Below are 24,413 nucleotides of genomic sequence, written 5' to 3'. Positions count from 1 at the left end.
GTCAGCGCCGGTCCTCGTCGTCCCCGTCGAGCAAGCGCATGACCGGCTCGAGGACGGGCGCGAGCGCAGACGCGACGAGCGCGCGCGGCGCCTTCGCGGTGACGACCCCGAGCGCGGCGACGAGCGCGCGCGCGTGCTCGAGCGTCTCCGCGATCGCGCGCGCGGTCTCGGGATCGGTGCCGGTGTTGCTCTTCAGCCGATCGCCCATGTCGACGAGCGCGCGCTCCGCGTCGGCCGCGTCGCTCCCGAGCCGCGCCGCGACCTGCGCCGCCTCCGCTGATCCCTCGCGCACGCGCTCGAGGTTCGTGTGCACGTGACCGAGCTCGCCGCCGATCTCGCCGAGCGCGGTGGCGAGCTCGCGGCACGCCTGCGAGCCGCGCGTCGATTGGGCGCGCACCTCCTCCGCGACGAGGCCGAGCGCGTGCCCCGGCCCCTCGCCGAAGCGCGCGCCCTCGAGCCCCGCGTTCAGCGCGACGAGCTCGAGCCGCGCGAACCCCTCCTGCAAGCGCGCGAAGCTCTGCGCGAGATCGCCGGTGCGCGCCGACGCGCCGCGCGCGCGCTCCGCCAGCGCGTCCACGATCGATCGCTGCTTCGCGACGTGCGCCGAGAGCCGCTGCGCCCCTTCGCCCGCCTCGCGCACCGACTGCGACGCGCGCTGATGGGTGGTCCACAGCGCGCTCTCGAGGCCGACCTCGGACGCGCCGCGCTCGGACGGCGCGCGGCGGAACAGCCGGAAGACGCGCCGCTTCGCCTTGTCGCGCGACTTGTCGTCGGGCCCCGTCATTCGGAGAGCGTAGCCCCCCAACGAACGCGTTGCACCTTCGCGATCAGGTTCGCGATGTCGAACGTCCGCGCCGTCTCCGCGCCGTGCCGGACGTCGCCGCCCTCGGTCGCGGCGAACCTCCCCGTCGCGACGACCTCGACGCCGACGAGGCCGACCGCCTCGCCCATCACCGTGCAGACGAGCATCGCGTCGCCCTCGCGCTCGCTCGCGGCGACGATCGGGATCATGTCGCCGTCGACGAACGCGACCCCGCGGAGCTCGGGCGGCCCGCCGGGGACCTTCGCGATCGCGGGCGCGGGCATGACCTTCACCGCGATCGTCGCGGGGAGGAACGCGAGCCTCTCTCCCGCGCGGAAGACGACGCCGCCCGTCATCGGCTCACGCGCGCCGCCGAAGGACGCGCGCCTCGAGGAACTGCACCACGATCCGGCACACGTCGAAGGTCGACATGAAGCCCGCGGCCGCGATCGCGCGCACGGTGCGCTCGCCGTCCACCGCGTCGAGGACCTGCCGCTCGCGCGGCGGGAGCGACGCCTTGTCGAGCCGCCCGAACGCGGCGTCATCGCGGAGGAGCACGGTGTCGAAGCTGCCGAGCGATCGCTCGATCGCGCGCCACTCGTCGACGCGGCGGAAGCCCTCCATCACGACCGACGCGACCGGCATGCCGAGGCGCGCGTTCTGGGCGAGCTCGCTCGGCGCCTCGCGGCGAAGCTCGAAGCGCCCGTACGACCACCGCAGCACCTCGTAGAGCAGCTCGCTCGACTGCCGCGTGAGCGCGCGCTCGAGCTGCTCGGCGTCGACCTTGCCCGCCTTCATCAGCGCCATGCCGAGCGGCACCGGCTTCTGGCTCTCCTTCGGCTGCACCGTCGAGCGCGGCGCCTCGACCTCCTCCGTCGACGTCGGCAAGAGCGGCTCCGCCGGCACGACCGTGCGCGCCGTCATCTCCTCGATCTCGCGCGGCTCGAGGATGCCCTCCTCGACGAAGAAGCGGCCGAGCCGGAACTCGTCCCCCGCGCCGCTCGACTGGACGAGGTCGATCTCGCCCTCGCGGAAGGTCGCCCGCACCTCGAAGGCGTCGCGCTTGCAGACGAGGACGCCGGTCTGGCTCTCGGCCTGGAGGAGCTGCAGCACCGCGCCGATCGGGACGATGCCGAGGTCGCCCGCGAGGAGCGCGCCGCCCGCCTCGTCGCGATCGAGGTCGCCGATCGTCTCGATCATCTCGACGATCGCCTCGTTCGAGAGGCGCTCCACGATCGCGTCGGTGAAGGCGGGCCGACCGACGATCTCCGGCCGATCCATCGCCGCGCGCGCGGCGATCGCGGCGAGCTTCTGGGCGATGACCTGCGCGACGTGCGTCCGCCGCGTCGTCAGCTCCGGCTCGCGTCGAAGCGGACGCTCGTCCGTGCTCGCGAGGTCGTCCGCCTCGAAGTCGGGGAGGCGCTCGACGCTCGATCGCTGGTTGGCGAGCTTACGGAGCGCGTTCTCCACCACCGCGACGAGGGCCTGCGCGTCGAACGGCTTGGTGATCGCGTCGAGCGCGCCGGTCTGCTCGACGAACTGATCGCGGATCTTGTCGCCCTTCGCGCTCATGAGGACGACGGGGGTCTTCGCGAGGCGCTCGTTGGCGCGGAGGGCGCGGCAGAACTGGAAGCCGTTCATCCGCGGCATCACGAAATCGAGGAGGACGAGGTCGGCCTCGACCTCGCCGCTCGCGAGCGCCTCGTAGGCGTCCTCGCCGTCGGACGCGACCTGCGGCTCGTAGCCGTTGCGCTCGAGGAGCGTCGACACGATGTGCCGGATCGTGGGGCTATCGTCGACGACGAGGATCCGCGTGGCCATCCGAAGGCGCGAAAAGTAGAGCACGGCCGAGGCACCGCGTAGAGTGGCGAGGAGGTCTCACGTTTGGCGCTGCTCATCCGCGGGGGAACGCTGGTTCGTTGCGATGCGGCGGGGACGGTCGGCACCGGCGACCTCCTCGTCCTCGGCTCGCGCATCGCCGCGCTGGGCGCGGTCGGCGACGCCGCGCTCGCGGCGGCCCGGAAAAAAGGGCCGATCCGCGTCATCGACGCGCGCGGCTGCGCGGTGGTGCCCGGCTTCGTCCAGGCGCACGTGCACCTCTGTCAGGTCCTCTTCCGCGGGATGGCCGACGATCTCCCGCTCCTCGAGTGGCTCGAGAAGCGGATCTGGCCGTTCGAGGCGGCGCACGACGACGCGTCGCTCGCGGCGAGCGCGGAGCTCGGGCTCCTCGAGATGATGCTCGCGGGGACGACGACGATCCTCGATATGGGCACGGTCCACGGCTACGACGTGGTCTTCGACGCGTGCGCGCGGTCCGGCATCCGCGTGTTCGGCGGAAAGACGATGATGGACGCCGGCGACCGCGTCCCGAAGGGCCTCCGCGAGACGACGAAGGCGAGCTTGAAGGAGGCCGACCGCCTGCGCGACGCGTGGAGCGGCAAGGCGGACGGCCGTCTCCGTTACGCGTACGCCCCGCGCTTCATCCTCTCCTGCACCGAGAAGCTGTTCCGCGCGACGGCGGAGCGCGCCTACGCGAAGGGCAGCGACGCGCTGCTCCACAGCCACGTCGCGGAGCACCCGGCCGAGCGCAAGGCGGTGAAGAAGGTCCTCGGCGACGAGGACATCGCGATGCTCAGGAAATGGGGCTTCAAGGGCGCGCGCACCGTCCTCGCGCACGGCGTCCAGCTCACGAACGCGGAGATGGACGCGGTCGCGGCCGACGACACGCGGATCACGCACTGCCCGAGCGCGAACCTGAAGCTCGGCTCGGGGATCGCGCGGGTCCACGAGATGAAGCGGCGCGGGATCAAGGTCGCCCTCGGCGGCGATGGCGCGCCGTGCAACAACAACCTCGATCCCTGGATCGAGCTCCGGCACGCGGCGCTCCTCGCGAAGAGCCGCACCGGCGTGACGACGCTCCCGGCGCGAGAGGCCTTCGAGCTCGCGACGATCGACGGCGCGCGCGCGCTGGGGATCGACGCGGAGGTCGGCTCGCTCGAAGAGGGCAAGCGCGCCGACGTCGTCGTCGTGCGCGTCGACGGTCCCCACGTCGAGCCCGGCGGCGACGCGTGGTCGCGCCTCGTCTACGGCTGCACCTCCCGCGACGTCACCCACGTCATCGCCGACGGCGACCTCGTCGTGAACGACCGCACGCACACGCGCCTCGACGCCGAACGCGTCCTGACCCGCGCCCGCTCCGAGGCCAAAAACCTCGTCTCCCGCGCCCGAACGTGACCCTCTTGGCCGCGCGATCGCGCAATGTTATCGGGTAGCAGCACCTTACCGGTCGAAGGGACGGGTCCGTTTCATGAAGTTCCGAGCCATCATCGTCGCCGCGTCGATGACCGCCGCCTTTGCATCGCTGATGCACTGCGGTGGAGACGACGACAACAACGCCATGCCGGACGGCGGATCGACCTCTTCGTCGACGAGCGGGCAGATCATCCCGATCAACGAGGGCGGCTCGACCTCCACGAGCAGCGGCACCGTCGGGATCTGCGTCCCGAAGACCTGCGCCGATCTCGAGGCGAACTGCGGCCCGCAAGGCGACGGCTGCGGCGGCATCATCGAATCGTGTGGAACCTGCACGGAAGGCCAGGAGACCTGCGGCGGCGGCGGCGCCCCGAGCCGCTGCGGCGGCTCCGCGCGGTGCATCCCGCAGAGCTGCGAGGACCTCAAGTTCACGTGTGGCCCCGCGGGCGACGGCTGCGGCGGGAAGATCGACTCGTGCGGGAGCTGCAGCGAGCCGCAGATCTGCGGCGGCGGCGGCACCGGCCGCTGCGGCGGCGGGATCCTCGGCCTCGACGGCGGGCTCTATTACGCCGACGGCGGGCCCTGCCAGCCGCGGACGACGTGCGCCGCCGGCGAGTGCGGCTTCGTCGCGAACGGCTGCGGCGACCTCCTCGAGTGTGGGGGTTGCGGTCCGGGCGAGATCTGCGGCCTCAACGCGCCGAGCATCTGCGCGGCGCCGACGTGCACGAAGACGACCTGCACCGCGCAAGGCGCGAACTGCGGCTACGTCGCCGACGGATGCGGCGGTCTCCTCGACTGCGGCGGCCCCAACGCGTGCGCGGCCGCGGGTCAGATCTGCGGCGGCGGCGGCCCGAACAAGTGCGGTACGGGCGTGGACGGCGGCCCGGACATCGGCTGCGTGAACTTCTGCCTCGACCAGCAGAAGAACGACACGTGCGCGCCGGGCCAGCGGACGAAGCTCACGGGCACGGTCTACGCGCCGAACGGGAAGCTCCCGATCCCCGACGCGATCGTCTTCGTCCCGAACGGCTCGAAGACCTCGCCGTGGGGTCTCCCCACGTTCACCGACGGCGTCGCGAACGCGGTCTGCGAGCAGTGCACGCTGCAGTCGCTCGGGACGCCGCTCGTCGCGACGAAGACGGCGGCGGACGGCACCTTCACCCTCGACAACGTCCCGCCGGAGATCGACTTCCCGCTCGTCATCCAGCTCGGCCGCTGGCGACGCGTCGTCACGATCCCGGCGCGCACTTCCTGCACGAGCACCGCCCTCACGCCCGAGCAGACGCGCTTCCCGAAGAAGCAGAACGAGGGCTCGCCGCGCGACACGCTCCCGCTCCTCGCGGTATCGACCGGCTCCGTCGACGCGCTCGAGTGCGTCCTCTACAAGCTCGGCGTCGACCGGAGCGAGTTCACGAACCCGTCCGCGACGCCCGGCGGCCCGGGCGGACGCATCCGCCTCTACCAGGACAACACCATCGTCAACGGGGCGAAGGGCGGCGCGCGCATCGACATCAACACGCCGCGCACCGACCAGGCGCTCACGAGCTCGGCCGCGAACCTGAACCAGTACGACGCCGTGATCTTCGGCTGCCCGGGCGGCGAGAACAACCGCGACGACGGCACCGACGACCGCGTCCGCGCCTACGCCGACCGCGGAGGTCGCGTCTACGCGACGCACTTCAACTACGTCTACCTGTACGATCGCGCGCCCTGGGACTCGACCACGCCCTGGAACACGACGAACCCGCAGTCGTTCGCCACCGTCGACGCGCTCGTCAACAAGAGCTTCCCGAAGGGCGCGACCTTCGGCGATTGGCTCGGCGTTCCCCTCAACACGACCACCGGCGTCGGCGTCGGCGCGCTCAAGACGGTGACTCCTCCGACGGTGCAGCTCGAAGAGGCCCGCGGCGACGCGCGCCTCTTCGTCTCCGCCGGCGCCCAGGCATGGCTCACCCAGAACGTGCTCTTCCCCGAGTTCGGCACGCCGGTCTTCCACTACACGTTCAACACCCCGCTCGGCGCTCCGCCGGCCAACCAGTGCGGGCGCGTCCTCTTCAGCGACTTCCACGTCACGCTCACGGCCGGCGCGAGCACCGAGAACCAGATCTTCCCGGCGGAGTGCGGCGGCGACAACCCGGCGCCGCTCACGGTCCAGGAGAAGATCCTCGCGTTCTTCCTCTTCGACCTGACCTCGTGCATCACGCCCGACGTCCCGCCGCCGACCCCGACCTGCAAGAAGCTCACGTGCGCGGATCAGGACATCCAGTGCGGCTTCGCCGGCGACGGCTGCGGCGAGCAGCTCAACTGCAACCCGTGCCCGACCGGCCAGCTCTGCGTCGGCACGCCGGCCAGGTGCATCACGCCCGCGTGCTCGCCGTCGACCTGCGAGGCGCAGGGCGCGGAGTGCGGCATGGTCTCGAACGGCTGCGGCCAGTCGGTGACCTGCCCGCCGTGTGACGCCGGCCTCACCTGCGGCGGCAGCGGCCCGAACAAGTGCGGGAAGAACGACTGCACGCCGAAGACCTGCCAGGAGCAGAACATCGGCTGCGGCCACGCCGGCGACGGCTGCGGCGCGCCCCTCTTCTGCGGCGACTGCCCGCCCGGTCAGACCTGCGGCGGCGGCGGCGTACCGAACCAGTGCGGCGCTCCGAGCTGCGTCGCGCGCACCTGCCAGCAGGCCGGCGCGAACTGCGGCCCCGTCGCCGACGGCTGCGGCGGCATCCTCCAGTGCGGCATCTGCCGAAACGACGAAATCTGCGGCATCGAAGCCCCGAGCCGGTGCGGCAAGGCCGGGCCGCAGTGACGATGGGGCTCCGCCCCATACCCCGCCCCAACCCATCGACCGGCGCCCGCGGGCGCCGCTCTTCGGGCATTGGGGCCCCGGGGTTTACTGCTGGCTCGCCAGCGCCCTGCAGCCGCCGTTCTTTCGCTCCCGCCCGCTGGCTCGCCAGCACCGGGGCCCCAGAAGCGGCCGCGCAAGCGGGCGCGTAGCGCCCCGAGCGCGTAGCGCGAGGGCCGTGTCTGGGGCGGGGTATGGGGCGGAGCCCCATCGTTAAGAGCCCCATCGTTAAGAGCCCCATCGTTTAAGCGCGGTTTTCGGCTTCTTCGATGAGGGAGAGGGCGACGGCGAGGGCGTCCTTGGCCTTGTCTAGGGACGTCTTGTCGTCTTCGATCTTCGTGGTGGCGCGGTCGAGGGCGGTCGACTTCGTCGCGAGGGTGGCGGTCGTTTCCTCGAGGGATTGCTTTGTTGCGGTGAGGTCGGCTTCGAGGGCGGCGCGGCGTTCGCGCTCGGCGGTGAGGTCGCGGTCGAGGGTGGCGCGGGACTCTTCGAGCTGGGCCTTGATGTCCTCGAGGCCGGCGACCTGGCTCTCGAACGCGCCGACCTTATCGACGAGCTCGGTGACACGCTCTTCCCGCTCCGCGAGGCTCGCGCGCGCCTCCTCGAGCTGACCCGTGAGCTCGGCGATGCGCGCGTCGGCGGCGGCCTTGTGCGCCTCCGAGCTCGCGCCGATCTCGGCGATGCGGCGCGCGACCTCCTCCTTCGTCGCGGCGAGGGCGGCCTGCGCCTCCTCCTCCGCCGCGGCCTGAGCGGCGGCGGCGGCCTCCTTCACGGCCGCGATCTCCTGATGCGCCTCCTCGCGGAGCGCGGTGAGCTCGGCGTTCGCCTTCGCCTCGAGCTCGGCGAGACGGCCGTCGCGCTCGGCTTCGGCCGCGGCCACCTTCGCGTCGCGGTCGGCCTGCGCCGCCGCGAGCTTCGTGTCGCGGTCCGTCTCGAGCTCCGCGATGCGCGCCTTCTGCTCCTGCTCCGCCGCCGCGAGCTTCGCGTCGCGATCGGCCTCCACCTCGGCGATGCGCGCGGCGCGGTCCTGCTCCGCCGCCGTGACCTTCGCCTCGCGGTCCGCCTCGACCTCGGCCACGCGCGCGTCGCGATCGGCCTCGAGCTCCGCGACGCGAGCCGCGAGCGCCTCGTCCGCGACGCGCTTCGCCTCCGCGAGCGCCGCCGCCTTCTCCTCGCCGAGGCGCTTCGCCTGCTCCTCGATCGCCGCCTCGTGCTCCGCGCGAAGCTGCGACTCGCGCTCCGCGAGCGCCGCCGCCTGCGCGGACTCCGCCTCGGCGCGCGCGGCCTCGAGCGCCTTCGCGTGCGCGGCCGCGGCCTCGGCGACCGCCGCCTCGTGCGCCTCGACGAGCGAGGTCTTCTCGCTCGCGAACGCCGCGTCGCGCTGCGCGAGCTCCGACGCGTGGGTCTCCTTGAGCGCCGCGACCTCGGTCGCGTGGGTCTCCTTGAGCGCCGCGACCTCGGCGGCGTGCGCCTCCTTGAGGCCCGCCGTCTCGGACGCGTGCGTGTCCTTGAGGATGCCGAGCTCGTTCCGCGCCGCCTCGGTGTCGGCCTCCGCGCGCGCGGCGCGGCGCTTGAAGTCCTCGCCCGCCTTCTTCGCCTGCTCCTTGTCCGCGGTGAGCGCGTCGATCTTCGTCTTCGCGCCTTCGATCTCGCGCTCGAGGTCGAGCACCTTGTCGTCGAGGTCCGCCTTCTCGCGCTCGAGCGCGAGCGACTTGTCGCGGACGTCGACGATCTCCTTGTCCTTCTTCGCGAGCCCCTCCTTGAGGGAGAGGATCTCCTTGTCCTTCTTGTTGAGGGCCTCGCGCAGATCGAGGAACTCGCGGCTCGAGACGCCGCCCGCCTTGCCGCCCGCGGGGGGGGCTTGCGAGATGCGCGCCTTCAGGTCCTCGTTCTCGCGAGCGAGGCGCGCGAGCTCCTCCGCGTCGACGGCGCCGTCCGCCGCGCTGTCGCGCGCGGCCTTCGCCTCCGCGCGCGCGCTCTCGGTCTCGTTCTGCGCCGACTCGAGGCGCGACTCGAGCTCGCGGATCCGCGCGTTCAGCTGCGCGAGCTCGGCGCTGTCGGCGGGCGGGCGCACGGCGGGGCGCTCGCTGATGCGCGGCGGCGGCTCCGAGACCACGGGCGGCTCCTCCGTGAGCGCGGCGTCGAGCGATACCTGACCGTTCCCGAGGTGTCCGAGGTGCGGGACCTCGTTCGTCTGAGACGGCGGCCGCTCCGGCGGCTGGCTCGGCGGCACCGTGGCCGGGTGCTGTGGAGGCGGAGGCTTGGACTGGATCTCCTCGATGACGATCTCGTCGTCCTCGATCGACTCGAGATCGAGCGACTGCGGCGGGGCGGATACGTGCGACTCGCTGACGACGACACCGCCGGCGTCCGCGCCGCCGCCGATCGAGACGAGCGGCTGGATGTGCGAGAGGAGCTCGTGGAACGTGATCGGCTTGTGGACGTAGTCCTCGGCGCGCGTCCGCAGCTTGCGATGCTGCTCGAACGTCTCGTCGCTCGACTCGCTCGACATGATGATGAGCGGGACGTCCTTCAGCGCCGGGTCCTTCTTCAGCTTGTTGCACACGCTGAAGCCGTTCATGCGCGGCAGCTCGATCGACAGCAGGATCAGGTCCGGGCGCGACGACGACGCCTGCTGCAGACCAGAGTTCCCGTCGTCGACGACGTTGACGCTGCATCCGAGCTTCTGCAGCTCGGACCTCAGCTCGCCGGCGAACTGCGCGTCGCTCTCGAAGACGAGGACCTTTTGTCCCATGGAGGAGGCGATTATCTTACGGGCGGCGGGGGGTGTCCCCAAGAAAACGCGAAGACTTCTCGTCGTGGCCCGACGTTCCGGCCCGGCGCTCGAGCTCCGCGAGCACGGCTTCGACGCCGAGCCCGCGCGATCGGAGGGCGACCATCGCATGAAAGAGCACGTCCGCGGCCTCGGAGACGACGCGGTCGTCGCTCTCCGCTTCGACCGCCGACGCCAGCTCGTCCGCCTCCTCGCGGAGCTTGGCCCCGATCTTCGCCGCCCCGCCGTCGTAGAGGCTCTTCGTGTAGCTCTTGGCCGCCGTCGCCGCGCGGCGCGCCTCGAGGACGGCGTCGAGGCGGGCCAACGCCGTCGTCGCGGAGACCTCTTCGTCGCTCACGCCTTTCGGGCCGAGCCGCCGAAAGAAACAGGTCGCCGCGCCGGTGTGGCAGGTCGGCCCGGCGGCGCGGACGACGTAGATGAGCGCGTCCTCGTCGCAATCGACGAGCACCGACCGGACCGCGAGGACGTTCCCGCTCGTCTCGCCCTTCGTCCAGAGCTCCCGCCGCGAGCGGCTCCAGAACGTGGCCTTCCCCGTCGCGAGCGTCCGCTCCACCGCCTCCGGGCTCGCCCACGCCAGCATGCGGACCTCGCCGGTGAGGTGGTCCTGCGCGACGACCGGGAGCAGCGAGACGCCGCCGTCGTGCGGCGCGAAGCGGAGAGAGGCGCGGAGATCGAACGTCATCGTCTAGGATGGTCCCACACGAATGGCCCGCGCCGAGCTCGCATTCGCGACGCCGCGAAAGTTACCGAAGGCGAGCTCGCTCACCGGTCGCGTCGTCGTGCTCGACGTCGCGTTCGCGTCGGAGGCGTCCGGCGGCGGCTTCGAGAAGATCACGAAGCCGTTCATCGACGGGCTCGGCGCGCGGCTCGCGGCGTGGGTCGATCACCACGACCACGCGTTGCATGCACAATACAAGCTTGACCCGCGCTTCGTGCTCGCGACGAAGGCCGAGCACGGCGCGTGCCCCGAGATGGTTACGCCCGAGCTCTGCGCGCGCGTCGGCGCGGTCGACACGATCGTCTGTCACACCGACTTCGACGGGCTCTGCAGCGCGGCGAAGTGGATGCGCGAGGGGGTGGAGCCGTACCCGGGCGCGGACGACGACGCGCGCGCGATCGACACGCGGCTCGGCACGCCGAGCGCGACGGCGAAGCGCTTCGATCGCGCGATCCGCGCACGACCGCGCGACGCGGCGCTGCACGGCATCATCGTGCGCCACCTCGCGAACGGCCTCGCCGACGACGCGCTCTGGCACGAGATCGACAAGGCAGGTCGCGAGCTCGAGGCGCTCGAGAAGGCGACCGCGGAGCTCGCGCGCGGCTATCGCCGGATCGACCTCCTGAAGCCGCGCGTGCCCGCCGCGACGTCGATCGCCTTCCTCGACGTGACCGGCAAAGGCGTGCGCTACGACAAGACGATGCTCCTCCTCCTCGGGCAGGAGCGCGCGCGCGTCGCGCTCCTCGTCGACGGCGACAACCTCACGCTCGCGGCCCCCTTCGACAGCGGGATCTCGTTCCTCGACCTGCTCGGCCTCTCGGGCGGGATGCCGACGCTCGTGTCGGTCCCGTCGACCCGCCTCGCCGACGCGCTCGAGCGGCTCGGCGTGGCCCGCCCCGAGATCGACGCACTGCGGCGCTCTTAGCGCATTGCGTCATTCGATTTCGCAAGGGATTTTCGGCGTCACACGGACGTCACCTTGCACATTTGCGAGGTTGATCGTGCAAACCGGAAAGACGATTTCCGGATTCGAGGCGGCGTGGTAATCGGCCCTCCGAATCTGCAATGCGGCGGCCCGTCGAGTCGCCGGGGGTTGGGTGTACCGATGTCGATGAGAGCGTTTTCCGAGCGTCCCGAGGCCAAGCGTCTGCGCCCGAGCGGCGTGGTACCGCGCGCGAACGCGAGCGGCATCGAGGAGATGTTCGTGCAGAACGAGTCCGTCTCGCTCTGCCTCCTCCTCAACCGCCGCACGAAGACGATGCGTGTGATCGACTTCCGCGCCGGCGCGAGCCACGCGAAGCGCCTCTTCGTCCTCAAGCTCGCGAAGCGCGAGGGGATCGAGAAGGTCTACACGCTCGTCGAGCGCGACGAGGTGAACACGTGGATGAAGCTCGGCTTCGCGAAGGAAGCGAACATCCCGGGCTTCTACAAGCGCAGCGACGCGTTCCTCCTCGGCGTGTCGGTCGACGAGGCGCTCGCGACCGAGATCAAGGGCTCGCTCGACTCCACCGCGGACGACGACGACGACGACGACGTGCCGGAGCCGAAGTCCTCGCCCGCGCACGATCGCGCGGAGAAGACGCTCGCGACGGCGAAGAAGCAAGCGAAGGCGCTGCTCGATCGCCCGCTCCCGAAGGCGTTGCTCACGCAGGTGAAGGCCTCGGACGTCCAGAAGACGCTCGACAAGGCGCTGAAGACCGGCGCCGCGCTCACCGCCTTCGAGCCGTTCGGCCGCGACGTCGAGCGCCGTCACTTCCTCCTCACCGCGCGGAGCGGCTTCGAGCTCGTCGCCTCGATCGAGGGCCAGGCCTGCTTCGCGAACGCGTTCCTCGAGCTCCTCACCGCGCCGTCGACGGAGCACGAGAAGCTCGCGACGATCTCGTCGCTCCGAACGATCTGCGACAAGCTCCTCTCCGAGGGCGTGGTCAGCTGCTTCGCCCTCGCCCCGAGCGACGACCTCGCGCTCGCGACCGCCTTCGTCTTCAACGGCTTCCGCCGCACCGGCCTCCTCGTCGGCCACATGCTGATGAAGGGCGAACGCAAAGACGCCATCGTCTGGTCCCGCAAGCTCGCCGATCCCAAGGAGCTCTAGCTTGTTCGAGAGGGCTCTGCCCTCTCGAGCTCTCCCGCCGGGGGCCTTTCCGCACGCGCTGCGCGCGCGCTCCACCGCCCCCGGACCCCCCGAGAGGGGGTTCGCCGGGCGCTTATGGGGCTTATGGGGAGAGGCGGGTGAGGTGCCAGGTGGGGGGGGTGCGTGTATATTGCAGGCGATCGTGGAGGCGGCTGGGGCGGCCTTGCCAGAGCTCGACGCGATCGGGGATGAGGCGGTAGCCGCCCCAGAACGGGGGGAGCGGGACGTCGTCGGGGTACTGCGTCTTCAGCGCGGCGACCTTCTGCTCCAGCGTCGCGCGATCGGCGAGCACCGTGCTCTGCGCCGATGCCCAGGCGCCGATGCGGCTCTCGTAGGGGCGTGATCGGAAGTAGTCCTCCGACTCCGCGCGCGTCACCTTCGTCACGGAGCCGACCACGCGGATCTGGCGCTCGAGCAGCACCCAGAACAGCGTCGCCGCGGCGCGGGGGTTCGCGGCGAGGTCCTTGCCCTTCGCCGACTCGTAGTTCGTGAAGAACACGAGGCCGTCGTCGACGCCCTTCAACAGGACGATGCGGTTCGACGGCTCTCCGCTCGCGCTCACGGTCGCGAGCGCCATCGCGGTCGGCTCCGGATGACCCGCCGCGACCGCGTCCGCCACCCACTTCTTGATCTGAACCGTGGGCGATGGGTCGAGGTCGCTCTCGACCAGGCCCGCGCGCACGTAATCCGTACGGATCGCAGCGATGTCCGGCAGGTTCATCGCGGCGGAGAATAGCTTCTGTTACCTTCCCGCCGGGGACGGAACACCATGCAGCAGCCCGCGCTCGTCGAAAAGATGTCGAAGCTCTTCGCGGAGCTCCAAGCGGACAACCGCGTCGACGACGTCGTGACCCAGCCCCATCCGCTCCTCATCGCCGCGAGCCGCGACGACCTCATGGTCATCCTCGCCCCCGCCGCGGTGTGGGAGCGAGGCAAGGACCTCCTCAAGCCGTTCGCGAAGCGCTTCGCCGAGTCGACCGCGATGATGATCCTCCTCGGCATGCCCGCCGGCGCCGAGCTGCAACAGATGATGAACCGCGGGCTCGCGAGCATCGTCTCCGCCGAGCCCTCCAAGGACGAGCTGTTCCTCGCCGGCATGCGCGCCTTCGAGCTGCTCGAGGCGAAGGGGCGCGCGGAGAGCCGCGGGAAATGGCTGAACCGCTATCGCTACGAGCTCGGCGAGCTCATCAACATCGCGCGCGCGATGACGACCGAGCGCGACGTGAACAAGCTCCTCGGCGTCATCCTCGAGAAGTGCCGCTTCGTCACCGGCGCGGACGCGGGGAGCATCTACGTCGTCGAGGCCGCGCCGGAGGACACGCGCAGCTCGCAGCCGCCGCCGGCCCTCGGCGGCAAGAAGGACAGCGCGCCGCCGCCGAGCATCAGCATGATGGTCCGCGGGCCGATGCTGCGTTTCAAGCTCTCGCAGAACGACTCCGTCGCCTACGACTCGAGCGAGTTCGTGATGCCGATCTCGAACCGCTCCATCGCCGGCAGCGTCGTCCTCGCGAAGAAGCCGATCAACATCGAGGACGCCTACGAGATCCCGGTCGGCACCGGGTACGGCTTCGACCGCCGCTTCGACGAGAAGATAGGGTACCGCACGAAGTCGATGCTCACGGTGCCGCTCGTCTCGCAGCGCGACGAGGTCATCGGCGTCATCCAGCTCATCAACAAGAAGAAGGACCCCGAGAAGCGGCTCTACACGAAGGACGACTTCGACGAGCAGGTCGTCCCGTTCGACGATCGGAGCGAGGAGCTCCTCGGCATGGTCGCCGCCCAGGCCGGCGTCTCGCTCGAGAACACGATCCTCTACGACGAGATCAAGCGCCTCTTCGACGGCTTCGTGAAGGCGAGCGTCGAGGCGATCGAGTCGCGCGACCCGACCACGAGCGGTCACTCCCGCCGCGTCGCCGACCTCACCGTCGCCCTCGCCAAGGTCGTCGACGCGGAGTCGAGCGGCCCCTACAAAGACGCCCATTTCTCGCGCGAGGACCTCCGCGAGCTCGAGTACGCGAGCCTCCTCCACGACTTCGGCAAGATCGGCGTCCGCGAGAAGGTGCTCGTGAAGGCGAAGAAGCTCTACGACGAGAGCCTCTCCCTCATCCGCGCGCGCTTCGACTTCGTCGCCCGCTCGCTCGAGGCCGACATCCTCCGGCGCAAGCTCGCGATCGTGGAGCGCGGCGGCTCGAAGGGCGAGCTCGAGCGGCTCGACAAGGAGCACGCCGAGCGCCGCGCCGAGCTCGACGCGGCGTGGGAGACGATCGAGCACGCGAACGAGCCGACCGTCCTCGCAGCCGGCGATTTCGCCAAGATCGAGCACCTCGCCAAAGAGACGTATTTCGATCTCCGGGGCGAGATGAAGTTCCTCCTCGAGCCGCAGGACGCCGTCGCGCTCAGCGTGAAGCGCGGCTCGCTCACGCCGGCGGAGTACGACGAGATCACGAGCCACGTCGTCCACACCTTCAAGTTCCTCTCCAACATCCCGTGGGGCAAATCGTTCCGCCGCGTGCCGCTCATCGCCGGCGCGCACCACGAGCGCGTGAACGGCACCGGCTACCCGAACCGCCTCCGCGCGGAGGAGATCCCGGTCCAGTCCAAGATGATGAGCATCTCGGACATCTACGACGCCCTCACCGCGAGCGATCGCCCCTACAAAAAGGCCGTCCCCGTCGAGCGTGCGGTCGACATCCTCGAGTACGGCGTGAAGGACCAGCACCTCGATCCCGAGCTCGTGCGCATCTTCAAGGACGCGCGGGTGTGGGAGCTCGCGACGCCGAAGCGGGACTGAGTGCGCCCGAAGAAGCCATGAACCCCCGTCCCTTCGTCCTGCTCGTCCTCGTCATGTGCGGTTGCCAGACCACGTCGTCCGAGCCGCCCAAGCCCGCGCCGTCGGCCGCGCCCGCGCCGGAGCTCCAGATCTCGGCGACCGCGCGCCTCGAGCCCGTCGACGCGGGGCCGGGCGAGAGCTACAGCGTGACCGTGCGCGCACCCGACGCCGCGGCGCCGAAGCCTACGAGCTCGAAGCCCTGACGATCGCGTCGCGGATCGAGGCGAGCGAGCGCACCCCGAAGACGACGCCGGTCGTGAACGCGGCGTCGACCGCGCCGTCGACGTCGTCCCCGCGCGCGAGCGAATCCTCGAGCATGGCGACGGCGTCGCGCGACGCCATCAGCTCGCCGCCGACGCGCATGCGCCCCCCCGCGTCGCGGCCCGCCGCGACGATCCCGATCGCCTCGTCCCGCGTCGCCCCCCACGGCGGCTCCGCCGTCACCGCCGCGCCCGCCGTCGGCCAGTCCTCGCGCGGAGACGCCGTCGGCGCGTACGCCTCGACGACGCGCGCGACGAGCGCGGCGCGATCGATCGCGCCGCCCGCGAGCTCCTCGAGCGTCGCCGGCGCCTTGCCCATGAACGACGCGCGCGGCGCCGCGACGAACGGGGCGCTCACCGCGACGACGGCCTCGAGCAAACAGCGACCGCTCGCGGCCTCGTGCGCGAAGCCGACGAACCCGATCGGCCGCTTTCCCATGCTGATCCAGTCGCGCCCGAACCAATGCGCGGGGACGCTCGTCGCCCGCGTCAACGCGCGGAGGAGCGGGCGCACGTGGCGGTTCACGAGCTTGTCGGCGGGGTGCTCCGAGCGCTCGAGCACGAGCTGCACCCAGAGCGTGCCGGGCCCGACGACGACGGTGTGACCGCCCGAGCCGCGGCGGAGCGACGGCGCCTCCGCGCGCTCGAACGCGCCGAGCACGGTCGCGTCGTCGCCGGGGAACCATGCACCAACCCGCGTCGGTCCCTCCGCCCAGGCGCACGATCGCTCGGCGAGGACGCGCGCGCTCGTCATCCGGCGAAGCGGCGCCGCGCGAGCATCGCGCCCGCGACCGCGAGGAGCACCGCGACGCTCGCCGGCGCGCTCCCGCCGGTCGTCGAGCAGCCTCCGTCGTCGGTGGACGCCGGCGCCGCGGCGACGCCGCCGGACGTGCCCGCGTCCACGTCCACGTCGCCGGACGGCTTCGTCACCGGCGCGCCGCCCGCGTCCGCGGAGATCGGGGCGCCACCGGCGTCGCTCTCGCCGTAGGTGCAGGTCACCGCCTGACCGGTCTCGTCATGCACGCCGCCGCAGACGCCGAAGCACTCGTCGCGTGCCTTCAGCGCGCTGATGCAGGCGTCGCGCGTGTCCTCGCGCAGCGCGACGACGTCGGCGACCGAGATCGGGCCGACCTTGCCCCGCGACGACTGGTTCGGGAACGGATCGCTCGGGACGCTGGCGCCGCACGTCTCGCCGAGCTGTCCGTCCTTCACCGCGGCGAGGACCTCGTAGTCGCCGTCCACCTTCGTGAGCGTGACGAGGACGCTGTCGCCCGTCTTCAGGTCGAGCGAGCGGTAGCGGACGGCGGTGATGTCGTCCCCGACCTTCACGTCCGTCTCGCCGTGCACCGCGGTGACCTTCACGCCAACCTCGTTGCTCGTCGTCGAGAGCGTCGCGATCGTCGCCTCGACGACCGCGGGCGCCGCCCCGCCCCCGGACGCCGCGACGGTGCAGAGGCAGTCCGCCGCCGGCACGCAGCCGTAGCCGGGCTGGATGCGCGCGGCCTCCTCCACCGTGAGGCCGGCCGCGTTCAGCCACGCGAGGAAACGCGGATCGGCGGCGAGCTCGTCGACGTAGGCGTGGTTCGCCTTCGCGGCGACCTCGCTCACGAGCTCGCTCGCGCCGCCGAGATCCATGAGGTGCGCCATCGCGCAGCGCGTCCCGTGATCGTCGACGAACGTGGGCCGGAGCCCCGCCGCGAAGTCGTGGTTGAGAGGAAAGACGCCGCCGGCCTGGTACTCGACGAGCGCCTGCCGCAGCAGCATGCGCGTGAGCTGGGCTGCGCGATCGAGCCCGCTCACGTCGCGTGCGTCGAGGAGCGCGAGCGCGCCGTCGAAGTGTCCCCGGATGCGCGTGATCTCGGAAGCGAGGGTCCTCGTCATTCCCTCATCGTTGCACGCGAGACGCCGTGGCACACTACGAAGTCGATGATCGACTGGAAGGCCGAGAGCGCCACCTGCGTCGAGCTGCTCCGCGACCTGATCCGCGTCCCGACCGTGAACCGCGGGACGAGCGACGCCGGGGACGCGAACGAGCGCGTCGCGTGCGAGCTCCTCGCCGATCACCTCTCGAAGCACGGCGTCGACGCGAAGATCGTCGAGAAGAAGAAGGGGCGCGGGAACCTCATCGCGCGCGTGAAGGGCACCGGCAAGAAGCCGCCGCTCCTCTTGAACGCCCACCTCGACGTGGTGGAGGCGGACGCGGGGGCGTGGAAGCACGACCCGTTCTCGGCCGAGATCCACGACGGCTACGTCTGGGGCCGCGGCGCGATCGACATGAAGCACATGGCGGCGATGAGCACGTGCGCGCTCGCGCTGCTGAAGCGCCGCGAGGAGCCGCTCGATCGCGACGTGATCTTCGCCGCGGTCGCGGACGAGGAGAACGGCTGCGCGCTCGGGAGCAGCTACCTCGTCGACGACCACGCCGACGAGATCCGTGCAGAGTACATGCTCGGGGAGATCGGCGCGTTCTCGCTCCACCTGTTCGGCAAGACCTTCTACCCGGTGCAGGTCGCGGAGAAGGGCGTGTGCTGGGTCCGCGCCGAGTACCGCGGCGCGCCCGGCCACGGCTCGATGCCCGATCCCGAGAGCGCGGTGCTCAAGCTCGCGCGCGCGATCGAGCGGCTCGGCCGCGCGCGCCTGCCGATGCACCCGACCGCGGTCGTGCGCGGCTTCGTCGAGGGCCTCGCGAAGGAGCTGCCGGTCCCGCACAAACACGTGCTGAAGCGGCTGACGACGCCGCAGGTCGCGGCGTTGATCCTCGACTACCTGATCCGCGATCCGTCGCAGCGCCGATCGTTCGGGGCGCTCCTCTCGAACACCGCGTCGCCGACGGTGATGCGCGCCGGATCGAAGGTGAACGTCATCCCGGGACGCGCGTCGATCGAGATCGACGGGCGCACGCTGCCGGGCCAGACGCAGGAGGCCTTCCTCGCCGAGCTGCGCGACGCGCTCGGCGACGCGCCGGCTTCGCTCGAGGTGATCCACTCGCTCCCGGCGGTGGAGGCCTCCCCCGCGACGCCGCTCTTCGAGCACCTCGCCGCCACGCTGCGCCGGAACGATCCGACCGGCACGCCGCTCCCGTACATGATCCCGGGCTTCACCGACGCGAAGGCGTACGCCCGGCTCGGCACGATCTGCTACGGCTTCGCCCCCGTCCGCTTCGACCCCACCCACGAAATCAGCTTCAGCGCGATGTACCACGGGCACGACGAGCGGGTGCCCGTGGAAGGCCTCGGGTGGGGCCTACGTGTCCTTTTCGAGGCGATTTCGGGCTTTCGCGCCTGACGACCACCCCGAAACGGCCCTTGTATGGACCGGCCTCCATCGGATAGAACCGTAAGCCGGCCTCGCTTCAACATTCAGGGGCACCCGCTAGCTGTACGCGAGAGAGAGACGCGAGCATGAGCAATCCCCAGATGGTGATGTACGAGGAGGAGTTCAATCAGATCCAGGTGGTCGTAGACCGTCTGGTTCGCGATGCGAACGCCAAGGTCGTGTTCATCGTCGACAAGAACGGCCAGCTCATCGCGGCCGCCGGCGACATCGACAACGTCGACACGACGAGCCTCGCCTCCCTCACCGCCGGCAACATCGCCGCGACGGGCGGCATGGCCAAGCTCCTCAAGGAGAACGAGTTCGCGACTCAGTTCCACGAGGGCGAGAAGGCCAACATCCACATCCAGCTCGTCGGCAACCGGGTCATCCTGGTCGTCATCTTCGACTCCCGCTCGAGCCTCGGCCTCGTCCGCCTCCGCGTGAAGAAGGCGTCCGAGGAGCTCAACCATATCTTCGAGGCCCTCCTCAAGAAGGTGCAGGAGCCGGGCACCGACAGCCCGTTCGCCGAGATCACCGACGAGGACATCGACAACCTCTTCAACGACTGATTTCCGGAAACTCCCCGCAGAAATTCGCCCGCAGCCAAGAAGTCGTCCACAATCCTGTAGGACCCAAAGAGCGATGAGCTTCATCAACTACATGGCCAGGGAGATCAACTGCAAGTTGGTCTATTACGGGCCTGGTCTCTGCGGGAAGACCACGAACCTGCAGTACATTTACGAGCGCACGAACCCGGACGCGAAGGGCAAGATGATCAGCCTCGCGACGGAGACCGAGCGCACGCTCTTCTTCGACTTCCTCCCGCTCTCGCTCGGCGAGATCCGCGGGTTCAAGACGCGCTTCCACCTGTACACCGTCCCCGGTCAGGTCTTCTACGACGCGTCCCGCAAGCTGATCCTGAAGGGCGTCGACGGCGTCGTCTTCGTCGCGGACTCGCAGATCGAGCGCACCGAGGCGAACCTCGAGTCGGTCGAGAACCTCCGCACGAACCTCGCGGAGCAGGGCTACTCGCTCGACAAGCTCCCGTACGTCGTCCAGTACAACAAGCGCGATCTCCCGAACGTCGCGAGCCTCGACGAGCTCCGTCAGATGCTCAACCCGACCAACGTGCCCGACTTCGAAGCGGTCGCGCGCACCGGCGTCGGCGTGTTCGACACGCTCAAGTCCGTCGCCAAGCTCGTCCTGACCGAGCTCAAGAAGGGCAGCTGACGGCGAAGCGCCCGCGCGTGCTCGTCGCGGACGACGACTCCGCGATGGCGAGCATGCTCGCCGACGGCCTCGGCGATCTCGGCTACGACGTGACGACCGCGACCGACGCGGCGGCGGCGATGAAGCTCGTCGCCGATCCGGCGGTGGACGTCGTCGTGACGGATCTCCGGATGCCGGAGGTCGACGGCATCGAGCTGCTCGCGGCGAGCAAGCGCGCCGCGCCGGAGCGGCCCGTCCTCGTGATGACCGCGTTCGGCGCGATCGACACCGCAGTGGAGTCGCTGCGGAAGGGCGCGCACCACTACCTCCTCAAGCCGTTCAAGGTCGCGGAGCTCGACCTCTTCATCAAGCGCGCGCTCGAGGAGGTCGTCCTCCGGCAGGAGACGCGCACGTGGAAGCGCGCGTTCGGCGATCGCTACGGCAAGGGCGCGCTGATCGCCGCGAGCGACGCGATGCAGGAGGTGCGTGAGCTCACGCTCCGCGTCGCCGACGCCGGCGTCTCGGTGCTGCTCACCGGCGAGACCGGGACCGGCAAGGGCCTCGTCGCGCGCTTCCTCCACGCGCAGAGCCGGCGCGCGAGCGGGCCGTTCGTCCCCGTGAACTGCGCCGCGCTGCCGGACAACCTCCTCGAGAGCGAGCTCTTCGGCCACGTGAAGGGCGCGTTCACCGGCGCGGTCGCGAACCGGAGCGGCCTCTTCGTCGAGGCCGACGGCGGGACGCTGTTCCTCGACGAGATCGGCGACATGGCGCCCTCGCTCCAGGCGAAGCTCCTCGACGTGCTCGAGCGCGGCGCGGTGCGCGCGGTCGGCGCCACGCGCGAGCGCGAGGTCGACGTGCGCATCGTCGCGGCGACCCACCGCGACCTCGCCGAGCGCGTCGCGAGCGGCCAGTTCCGCGAGGACCTCCTCTATCGGCTCGAGGGGATCGCGATCGCGATCCCGCCGCTCCGCCAGCGGAAGGACGACATCCCGCAGCTCATCCTCCGCTTCGTCGAGGAGGCGCGGAGCACGAGCCCGGGCGCCGTCGTCGAGCGGATCGGCCCCGAGGCGATGGCGCGGCTCATCGACCATCCGTGGCCCGGCAACGTCCGCGAGCTCCAGAACGCCGTCGCGCGCATCGTGCTCCTCGGCCGGACGCCGGAGGCGGGCGTGGCCGACCTCCCGAAGTCGATCACCGAGCGACCGATGGCGAAGCGCTCCGCGATCGACTTCGGCGACGAGATCATCCCGGTGCGCGAGCTTCAACGCCGGTACGCGGCGTGGGCGCTGGAGCGGGCGGGCGGCAAGAAGTCGCTCGCGTGCGAGAAGCTCGACATCGACGTGAAGACACTCAACAAGTGGCTCGCGAGCGATGAGCGAGACGACTGACGCGCCGCGGCCGATCCAGGGCCTCTGGCTCACCGCGTGGATGGTCGCGGCGATCGGCGCGATCCTCGGCGGCGCGGTGTGGTTCGGCACGCGCGCGAACGACGCGGCGATCGAGTCCTTCTCTCAGGATCAGGCCGTCCTCGCCGCCGCGGTCGCGATCGACTTCGAGACGAGGCTCGGCGGAAGGGCGGACGACCGCGCGCTCGTCGACGCGGTCGTCGTCGAGCTGCTCGCCGGCGCGAAGCGGCTCGAGAAGCCGGGGGAGCTGCTCGTCCTCATCGCGCGTCCGAACCAGCCCGGGTTTCTCACCACCGACGGGCGCGTCATCTCGTCGACGCGGATCCGCGAAGCGCTCGATCACGACGTGGAGGCGGTCGTCCTTCCGCGCGACGAAGCGGCGACGTTCGGGCTCACCCGCCGCCGCGCCGTCGCCGGCGTCGCGCGGGTCTCGTCGCGCACGAACGAGACGTGGGGCGTCGTCGTGCTCGCCTCCGCGGTCCACATGCGCGAGCGGCAGGAGGCGTCGCGGTGGCGGCTCGCGCTCACGACCGTCTTCGGCGCGGGCGCGGTCGCCGCGATCGGCGCCTACGCCCGCCGCCGCATGCGGCGTGCGCTGGAGCTCGAGCGCGATCGCGAACGCGAGCTCGCGCTGACGAAGGCGGACAAGATGGCCACCGTCGCCGCGCTCTCGACCGGCATCGCGCACGAGGTGGGGACGCCGCTCGCCGTCATCGTCGGCCGCGTCGAGCAGGTGCTCGCCCGCCCGGCGACCGACGAGCGGACCGCGGCCGCGCTGAAGATCGTGCTCGAGCAGGTCGAGCGGATCGAGCGCATCGTGCGCGGCTCGCTCGCCCTCGCGCGCGGCGACGCTCCTCAGCTCGTCCCCACGCCGCCGTCGCTCGTCGCGCGGCGCGCGACCGATCTCGTGCGCCACCGCTTCGAGAAGGCGAACGTCGAGCTCACGACGACGCTCGACGAAGGCAGCGCCGAGATCGCGTGCGATCCTTCCCTCTTCGAGCAGGCGCTCGTGAACCTCCTCCTCAACGCGTGCGAAGCGACCGCGCCCGGCGGCCGCGTGACGCTCGACGTGAAGCAGACGAGCGAGCGCGTCGCGTTCGTGGTCGAGGACGAAGGCGCCGGCATCCCCGACACCGACGCCGAGCGCGCGGCGGAGCCCTTCTTCAGCACGAAGCGCGGCGCCGGCGGCACCGGCCTCGGCCTCACGATCGCGCGCGAGATCGTGAAGCACCACAACGGCGAGCTCACCGTCGCCCGCCGCGAAGCCGGCGGCACGCGCGCCACCATCACCGCCCCCATCGCGCGCAGCGGCTGAGCCGCGCGGCGCGGCGGAAGGATTTCCGTGCGCGATCGGGAAATTTTCCCTGGTGGGGGCCGTGCGTGCGGCGATGGCGCCGAGAAGTAGGGTGGCACGTCGCGTGCGGTGGCAGCGTCGATGGTTCTTCCGGCCGGAGGCCGCTCTTCGCTGCTCGCGCTCACGGTCGTGCTCGCGTCCGGGAGCGCCCAGGCCGCGCCCGAAACGTCGGAGACGTCCGCGCCGAGCGAAGCGGGGCCGCGCGCCGTCACGCTCGAGGAGGCGCTCGCGCTCGCGCGCAAGGATCATCCGAGCATCGCCGCGGCGCGCCTGCGCGTGGTCGCGGCGGCGCGGGACGCCGACGTCCCCGCCGCGAACTGGCTCCCCCGCGCCGGCGCCTTCGCGCAGGTCGTCGGCGCTTCGGTGAACAACAGCACGACGACGCAGATCGGCGTCGCCACCGTCGACATCCCGCGCATCGGCGCGACGCTCCTGCGCGAGGACCCGAGCTTCCACCTCTACCCGTCGACGATGCTCGCGCTCGGCGTCCGCCAGCAGATCTACGACTTCGGTCGCACCGCGGCGGAGCAGGCCGCGGCCGCGCTCGCGACCGAGGTCGAGAAGGCCCGCGCGGCGGGCACCCTCCTCGACGTCGACTTCTTCGTCGCGCAGGCGCACTACGCGGTGCTCGCGGCGCGCGCGGTCGACGACGCCGCGAAGAACGCGTTCGATCGCGCGGCGAGCCAGCGCGACTTCGCGCGGGCGAACGTCACGAGCGGCATGCGCCCGCCGATCGAGCTCACGCGCGCGGAGGCCGACGTCGCGCGCTACGAGGCAGGCATGATGCGCGCTCGCGGCGCGCTCCGCGTCGCGCGCTCCGTCCTCGCCGCCGCGGTCGGCGCCGGCGACATCGAGCTCGACGCCGCCGGCGCGCCGCAACCGGCCGGCCCGCTCCCCGCCCTCGCCGATCTGCTCCGCCGCGCGGAGAAGACGCCCCTCGTCCGCGAGGCGAACGCGCGCGTCGCGGCGCAGCGCGGCGAGACGAAGCGGCTCGAGACCCAGACGCGGCCGACGGTGTTCGGGACCGCGGCCGTGAACGGGCGCGGCGGCGGCGCTCCTCCGAACGCGGGGCCGGAGCTCACCGGCGACGGCTGGGTCCCGCTCGTCCCGAACTACGACCTCGGCGTCGTGCTCGCGTGGCCGATCCTCGAGCCGGCGTGGAGCCGCCGCGCGGACGCATCACGCGAGCGCGAGCTCGCCCTCGACGCCGAGACGCGACGCGTCGTGATCGAGCAACGCGCCGCGATCGCGACCGCGTGGCAAGACGCCGACGTCGCGACCTCGGCGCTCACCGCGCTCGAGCGCGGCGCCGACGCGGCGAAGGCGAACTACGACCAGGCCGACAACCGCTTCCGCGTCGGCCTCGGGACGAGCACGGAGCTCGCCGACGCGCAGGCGCTCCGCACCGAGTCCGAGATCCAGCTCGCGATCGGACGTTTCCAGAGCGACCGCGCGCGCCTCGTCCTCGCCCGCGCGACCGCGGAGGCGAAATGAGCAGCGGTG

At 71.3% G+C, this 24,413-nt stretch carries 20 protein-coding genes; 12 read left to right on the top strand and 8 right to left on the bottom strand.

Translation table 11 applies throughout. The features are described 5' to 3' along the window. Nucleotide 1: 1 nt before the first annotated feature. The 3 genes from KF837_21350 to KF837_21340 are packed head-to-tail and all read right to left on the bottom strand — an operon-like array spanning nucleotide 2 to nucleotide 2,623. On the bottom strand, nucleotides 2-784 hold the full coding sequence (locus KF837_21350) for a hypothetical protein (GenBank protein ID MBX3229880.1): 783 nt from the start codon (nucleotides 782-784) through the stop codon (nucleotides 2-4). Further along, the gene (locus tag KF837_21345; GenBank protein MBX3229879.1) at nucleotides 781-1,158 is read right to left on the bottom strand and encodes a chemotaxis protein CheW; all 378 of its coding nucleotides are present in this window, start codon (nucleotides 1,156-1,158) and stop codon (nucleotides 781-783) included. Before KF837_21345 ends, KF837_21350 begins: the two co-directional genes overlap by 4 nt. 4 nt (nucleotides 1,159-1,162) lie before the next feature. Further along, nucleotides 1,163-2,623 (bottom strand): response regulator, encoded by a 1,461-nt coding sequence (locus KF837_21340; protein ID MBX3229878.1) that lies wholly within the window; start codon nucleotides 2,621-2,623, stop codon nucleotides 1,163-1,165. A 63-nt stretch (nucleotides 2,624-2,686) separates the two neighbouring features. Between KF837_21340 and KF837_21335 the strand changes: the two genes are divergently transcribed. After that, the gene (locus KF837_21335; GenBank protein ID MBX3229877.1) at nucleotides 2,687-4,036 is read left to right on the top strand and encodes an amidohydrolase family protein; all 1,350 of its coding nucleotides are present in this window, start codon (nucleotides 2,687-2,689) and stop codon (nucleotides 4,034-4,036) included. Nucleotides 4,037-4,109: 73 nt separating this feature from the next. Next, complete coding sequence (locus tag KF837_21330; protein ID MBX3229876.1) at nucleotides 4,110-6,857, top strand: hypothetical protein; 2,748 nt, start codon at nucleotides 4,110-4,112, stop codon at nucleotides 6,855-6,857. A gap of 280 nt (nucleotides 6,858-7,137) precedes the next feature. Here the strand turns inward: KF837_21330 and KF837_21325 are convergent, their stop codons facing one another. Both KF837_21325 and KF837_21320 read right to left on the bottom strand, forming a co-directional pair. After that, nucleotides 7,138-9,648, bottom strand: coding sequence for a response regulator (locus KF837_21325; protein ID MBX3229875.1), 2,511 nt, complete (start codon nucleotides 9,646-9,648; stop codon nucleotides 7,138-7,140). Between the two features lie 16 nt (nucleotides 9,649-9,664). Further along, entirely contained in the window at nucleotides 9,665-10,369 is a 705-nt protein-coding gene (locus tag KF837_21320) for a bifunctional phosphoribosyl-AMP cyclohydrolase/phosphoribosyl-ATP diphosphatase HisIE (protein ID MBX3229874.1), read from the bottom strand. A 22-nt stretch (nucleotides 10,370-10,391) separates the two neighbouring features. Here KF837_21320 and KF837_21315 point away from each other — a divergent pair, with 22 nt between their 5' ends. Beyond that, nucleotides 10,392-11,330 carry a hypothetical protein gene (locus KF837_21315; protein ID MBX3229873.1) on the top strand — a complete coding sequence of 313 codons (939 nt, stop codon included), beginning with the start codon at nucleotides 10,392-10,394 and terminating at the stop codon, nucleotides 11,328-11,330. 186 nt (nucleotides 11,331-11,516) lie between these two features. After that, the gene (locus tag KF837_21310; protein ID MBX3229872.1) at nucleotides 11,517-12,497 is read left to right on the top strand and encodes a hypothetical protein; all 981 of its coding nucleotides are present in this window, start codon (nucleotides 11,517-11,519) and stop codon (nucleotides 12,495-12,497) included. Between the two features lie 121 nt (nucleotides 12,498-12,618). Here KF837_21310 and pdxH read toward each other — a convergent pair whose 3' ends face one another. Next, nucleotides 12,619-13,257 (bottom strand): pyridoxamine 5'-phosphate oxidase, encoded by a 639-nt coding sequence (pdxH, locus tag KF837_21305; GenBank protein MBX3229871.1) that lies wholly within the window; start codon nucleotides 13,255-13,257, stop codon nucleotides 12,619-12,621. 48 nt (nucleotides 13,258-13,305) lie between these two features. On the opposite strand from pdxH, the gene KF837_21300 reads away from it, so the two are divergent. Further along, nucleotides 13,306-15,327 carry a GAF domain-containing protein gene (locus KF837_21300; protein ID MBX3229870.1) on the top strand — a complete coding sequence of 674 codons (2,022 nt, stop codon included), beginning with the start codon at nucleotides 13,306-13,308 and terminating at the stop codon, nucleotides 15,325-15,327. Between the two features lie 17 nt (nucleotides 15,328-15,344). After that, nucleotides 15,345-15,569 carry a hypothetical protein gene (locus KF837_21295; protein MBX3229869.1) on the top strand — a complete coding sequence of 75 codons (225 nt, stop codon included), beginning with the start codon at nucleotides 15,345-15,347 and terminating at the stop codon, nucleotides 15,567-15,569. Here the strand turns inward: KF837_21295 and KF837_21290 are convergent. Further along, nucleotides 15,550-16,380, bottom strand: a complete 831-nt coding sequence (locus tag KF837_21290; GenBank protein MBX3229868.1) for a hypothetical protein — start codon at nucleotides 16,378-16,380, stop codon at nucleotides 15,550-15,552. The two genes, KF837_21295 and KF837_21290, sit on opposite strands and share 20 nt — an antisense overlap. Beyond that, nucleotides 16,377-17,507: a hypothetical protein gene (locus tag KF837_21285; GenBank protein ID MBX3229867.1), complete on the bottom strand. Its 1,131-nt coding sequence runs from the start codon at nucleotides 17,505-17,507 to the stop codon at nucleotides 16,377-16,379. Before KF837_21285 ends, KF837_21290 begins: the two co-directional genes overlap by 4 nt. Nucleotides 17,508-17,552: 45 nt before the next feature. Here KF837_21285 and KF837_21280 point away from each other — a divergent pair, with 45 nt between their 5' ends. The 6 genes from KF837_21280 to KF837_21255 all read left to right on the top strand — a co-directional run bounded on the left by KF837_21280 (nucleotide 17,553) and on the right by KF837_21255 (nucleotide 24,404). Next, entirely contained in the window at nucleotides 17,553-18,911 is a 1,359-nt protein-coding gene (locus KF837_21280; GenBank protein ID MBX3229866.1) for a M20/M25/M40 family metallo-hydrolase, read from the top strand. Nucleotides 18,912-19,027: 116 nt separating this feature from the next. Next, complete coding sequence (locus KF837_21275; protein MBX3229865.1) at nucleotides 19,028-19,510, top strand: roadblock/LC7 domain-containing protein; 483 nt, start codon at nucleotides 19,028-19,030, stop codon at nucleotides 19,508-19,510. 73 nt (nucleotides 19,511-19,583) lie between these two features. After that, nucleotides 19,584-20,171: a gliding-motility protein MglA gene (locus tag KF837_21270; protein MBX3229864.1), complete on the top strand. Its 588-nt coding sequence runs from the start codon at nucleotides 19,584-19,586 to the stop codon at nucleotides 20,169-20,171. A 17-nt stretch (nucleotides 20,172-20,188) separates the two neighbouring features. Beyond that, nucleotides 20,189-21,538: a sigma-54-dependent Fis family transcriptional regulator gene (locus KF837_21265; GenBank protein ID MBX3229863.1), complete on the top strand. Its 1,350-nt coding sequence runs from the start codon at nucleotides 20,189-20,191 to the stop codon at nucleotides 21,536-21,538. Further along, on the top strand, nucleotides 21,522-22,871 hold the full coding sequence (locus tag KF837_21260) for a hypothetical protein (protein MBX3229862.1): 1,350 nt from the start codon (nucleotides 21,522-21,524) through the stop codon (nucleotides 22,869-22,871). Before KF837_21265 ends, KF837_21260 begins: the two co-directional genes overlap by 17 nt. A gap of 120 nt (nucleotides 22,872-22,991) precedes the next feature. Then, nucleotides 22,992-24,404 (top strand): TolC family protein, encoded by a 1,413-nt coding sequence (locus KF837_21255; protein ID MBX3229861.1) that lies wholly within the window; start codon nucleotides 22,992-22,994, stop codon nucleotides 24,402-24,404. Nucleotides 24,405-24,413: the final 9 nt, after the last annotated feature.

Source organism: Labilithrix sp. (assembly GCA_019637155.1).
Classification (GTDB): domain Bacteria; phylum Myxococcota_A; class Polyangia; order Polyangiales; family Polyangiaceae; genus Labilithrix.
Note: the sequence above shows the minus strand (reverse complement) of the source record. Positions and strands in the feature narration are given on the sequence as shown.

Coding starts and splice junctions, on each gene's coding strand:
- KF837_21350 (MBX3229880.1), bottom strand. CDS start 784: ATGACGGGGCCCGACGACAAGTCGCGCGACAAGGCGAAGCGGCGCGTC.
- KF837_21345 (MBX3229879.1), bottom strand. CDS start 1,158: ATGACGGGCGGCGTCGTCTTCCGCGCGGGAGAGAGGCTCGCGTTCCTC.
- KF837_21340 (MBX3229878.1), bottom strand. CDS start 2,623: ATGGCCACGCGGATCCTCGTCGTCGACGATAGCCCCACGATCCGGCAC.
- KF837_21330 (MBX3229876.1), top strand. CDS start 4,110: ATGAAGTTCCGAGCCATCATCGTCGCCGCGTCGATGACCGCCGCCTTT.
- KF837_21325 (MBX3229875.1), bottom strand. CDS start 9,648: ATGGGACAAAAGGTCCTCGTCTTCGAGAGCGACGCGCAGTTCGCCGGC.
- KF837_21320 (MBX3229874.1), bottom strand. CDS start 10,369: ATGACGTTCGATCTCCGCGCCTCTCTCCGCTTCGCGCCGCACGACGGC.
- KF837_21315 (MBX3229873.1), top strand. CDS start 10,392: ATGGCCCGCGCCGAGCTCGCATTCGCGACGCCGCGAAAGTTACCGAAG.
- KF837_21310 (MBX3229872.1), top strand. CDS start 11,517: ATGAGAGCGTTTTCCGAGCGTCCCGAGGCCAAGCGTCTGCGCCCGAGC.
- pdxH (MBX3229871.1), bottom strand. CDS start 13,257: ATGAACCTGCCGGACATCGCTGCGATCCGTACGGATTACGTGCGCGCG.
- KF837_21300 (MBX3229870.1), top strand. CDS start 13,306: ATGCAGCAGCCCGCGCTCGTCGAAAAGATGTCGAAGCTCTTCGCGGAG.
- KF837_21295 (MBX3229869.1), top strand. CDS start 15,345: ATGAACCCCCGTCCCTTCGTCCTGCTCGTCCTCGTCATGTGCGGTTGC.
- KF837_21290 (MBX3229868.1), bottom strand. CDS start 16,380: ATGACGAGCGCGCGCGTCCTCGCCGAGCGATCGTGCGCCTGGGCGGAG.
- KF837_21285 (MBX3229867.1), bottom strand. CDS start 17,507: ATGACGAGGACCCTCGCTTCCGAGATCACGCGCATCCGGGGACACTTC.
- KF837_21280 (MBX3229866.1), top strand. CDS start 17,553: ATGATCGACTGGAAGGCCGAGAGCGCCACCTGCGTCGAGCTGCTCCGC.
- KF837_21275 (MBX3229865.1), top strand. CDS start 19,028: ATGAGCAATCCCCAGATGGTGATGTACGAGGAGGAGTTCAATCAGATC.
- KF837_21270 (MBX3229864.1), top strand. CDS start 19,584: ATGAGCTTCATCAACTACATGGCCAGGGAGATCAACTGCAAGTTGGTC.
- KF837_21260 (MBX3229862.1), top strand. CDS start 21,522: ATGAGCGAGACGACTGACGCGCCGCGGCCGATCCAGGGCCTCTGGCTC.
- KF837_21255 (MBX3229861.1), top strand. CDS start 22,992: ATGGTTCTTCCGGCCGGAGGCCGCTCTTCGCTGCTCGCGCTCACGGTC.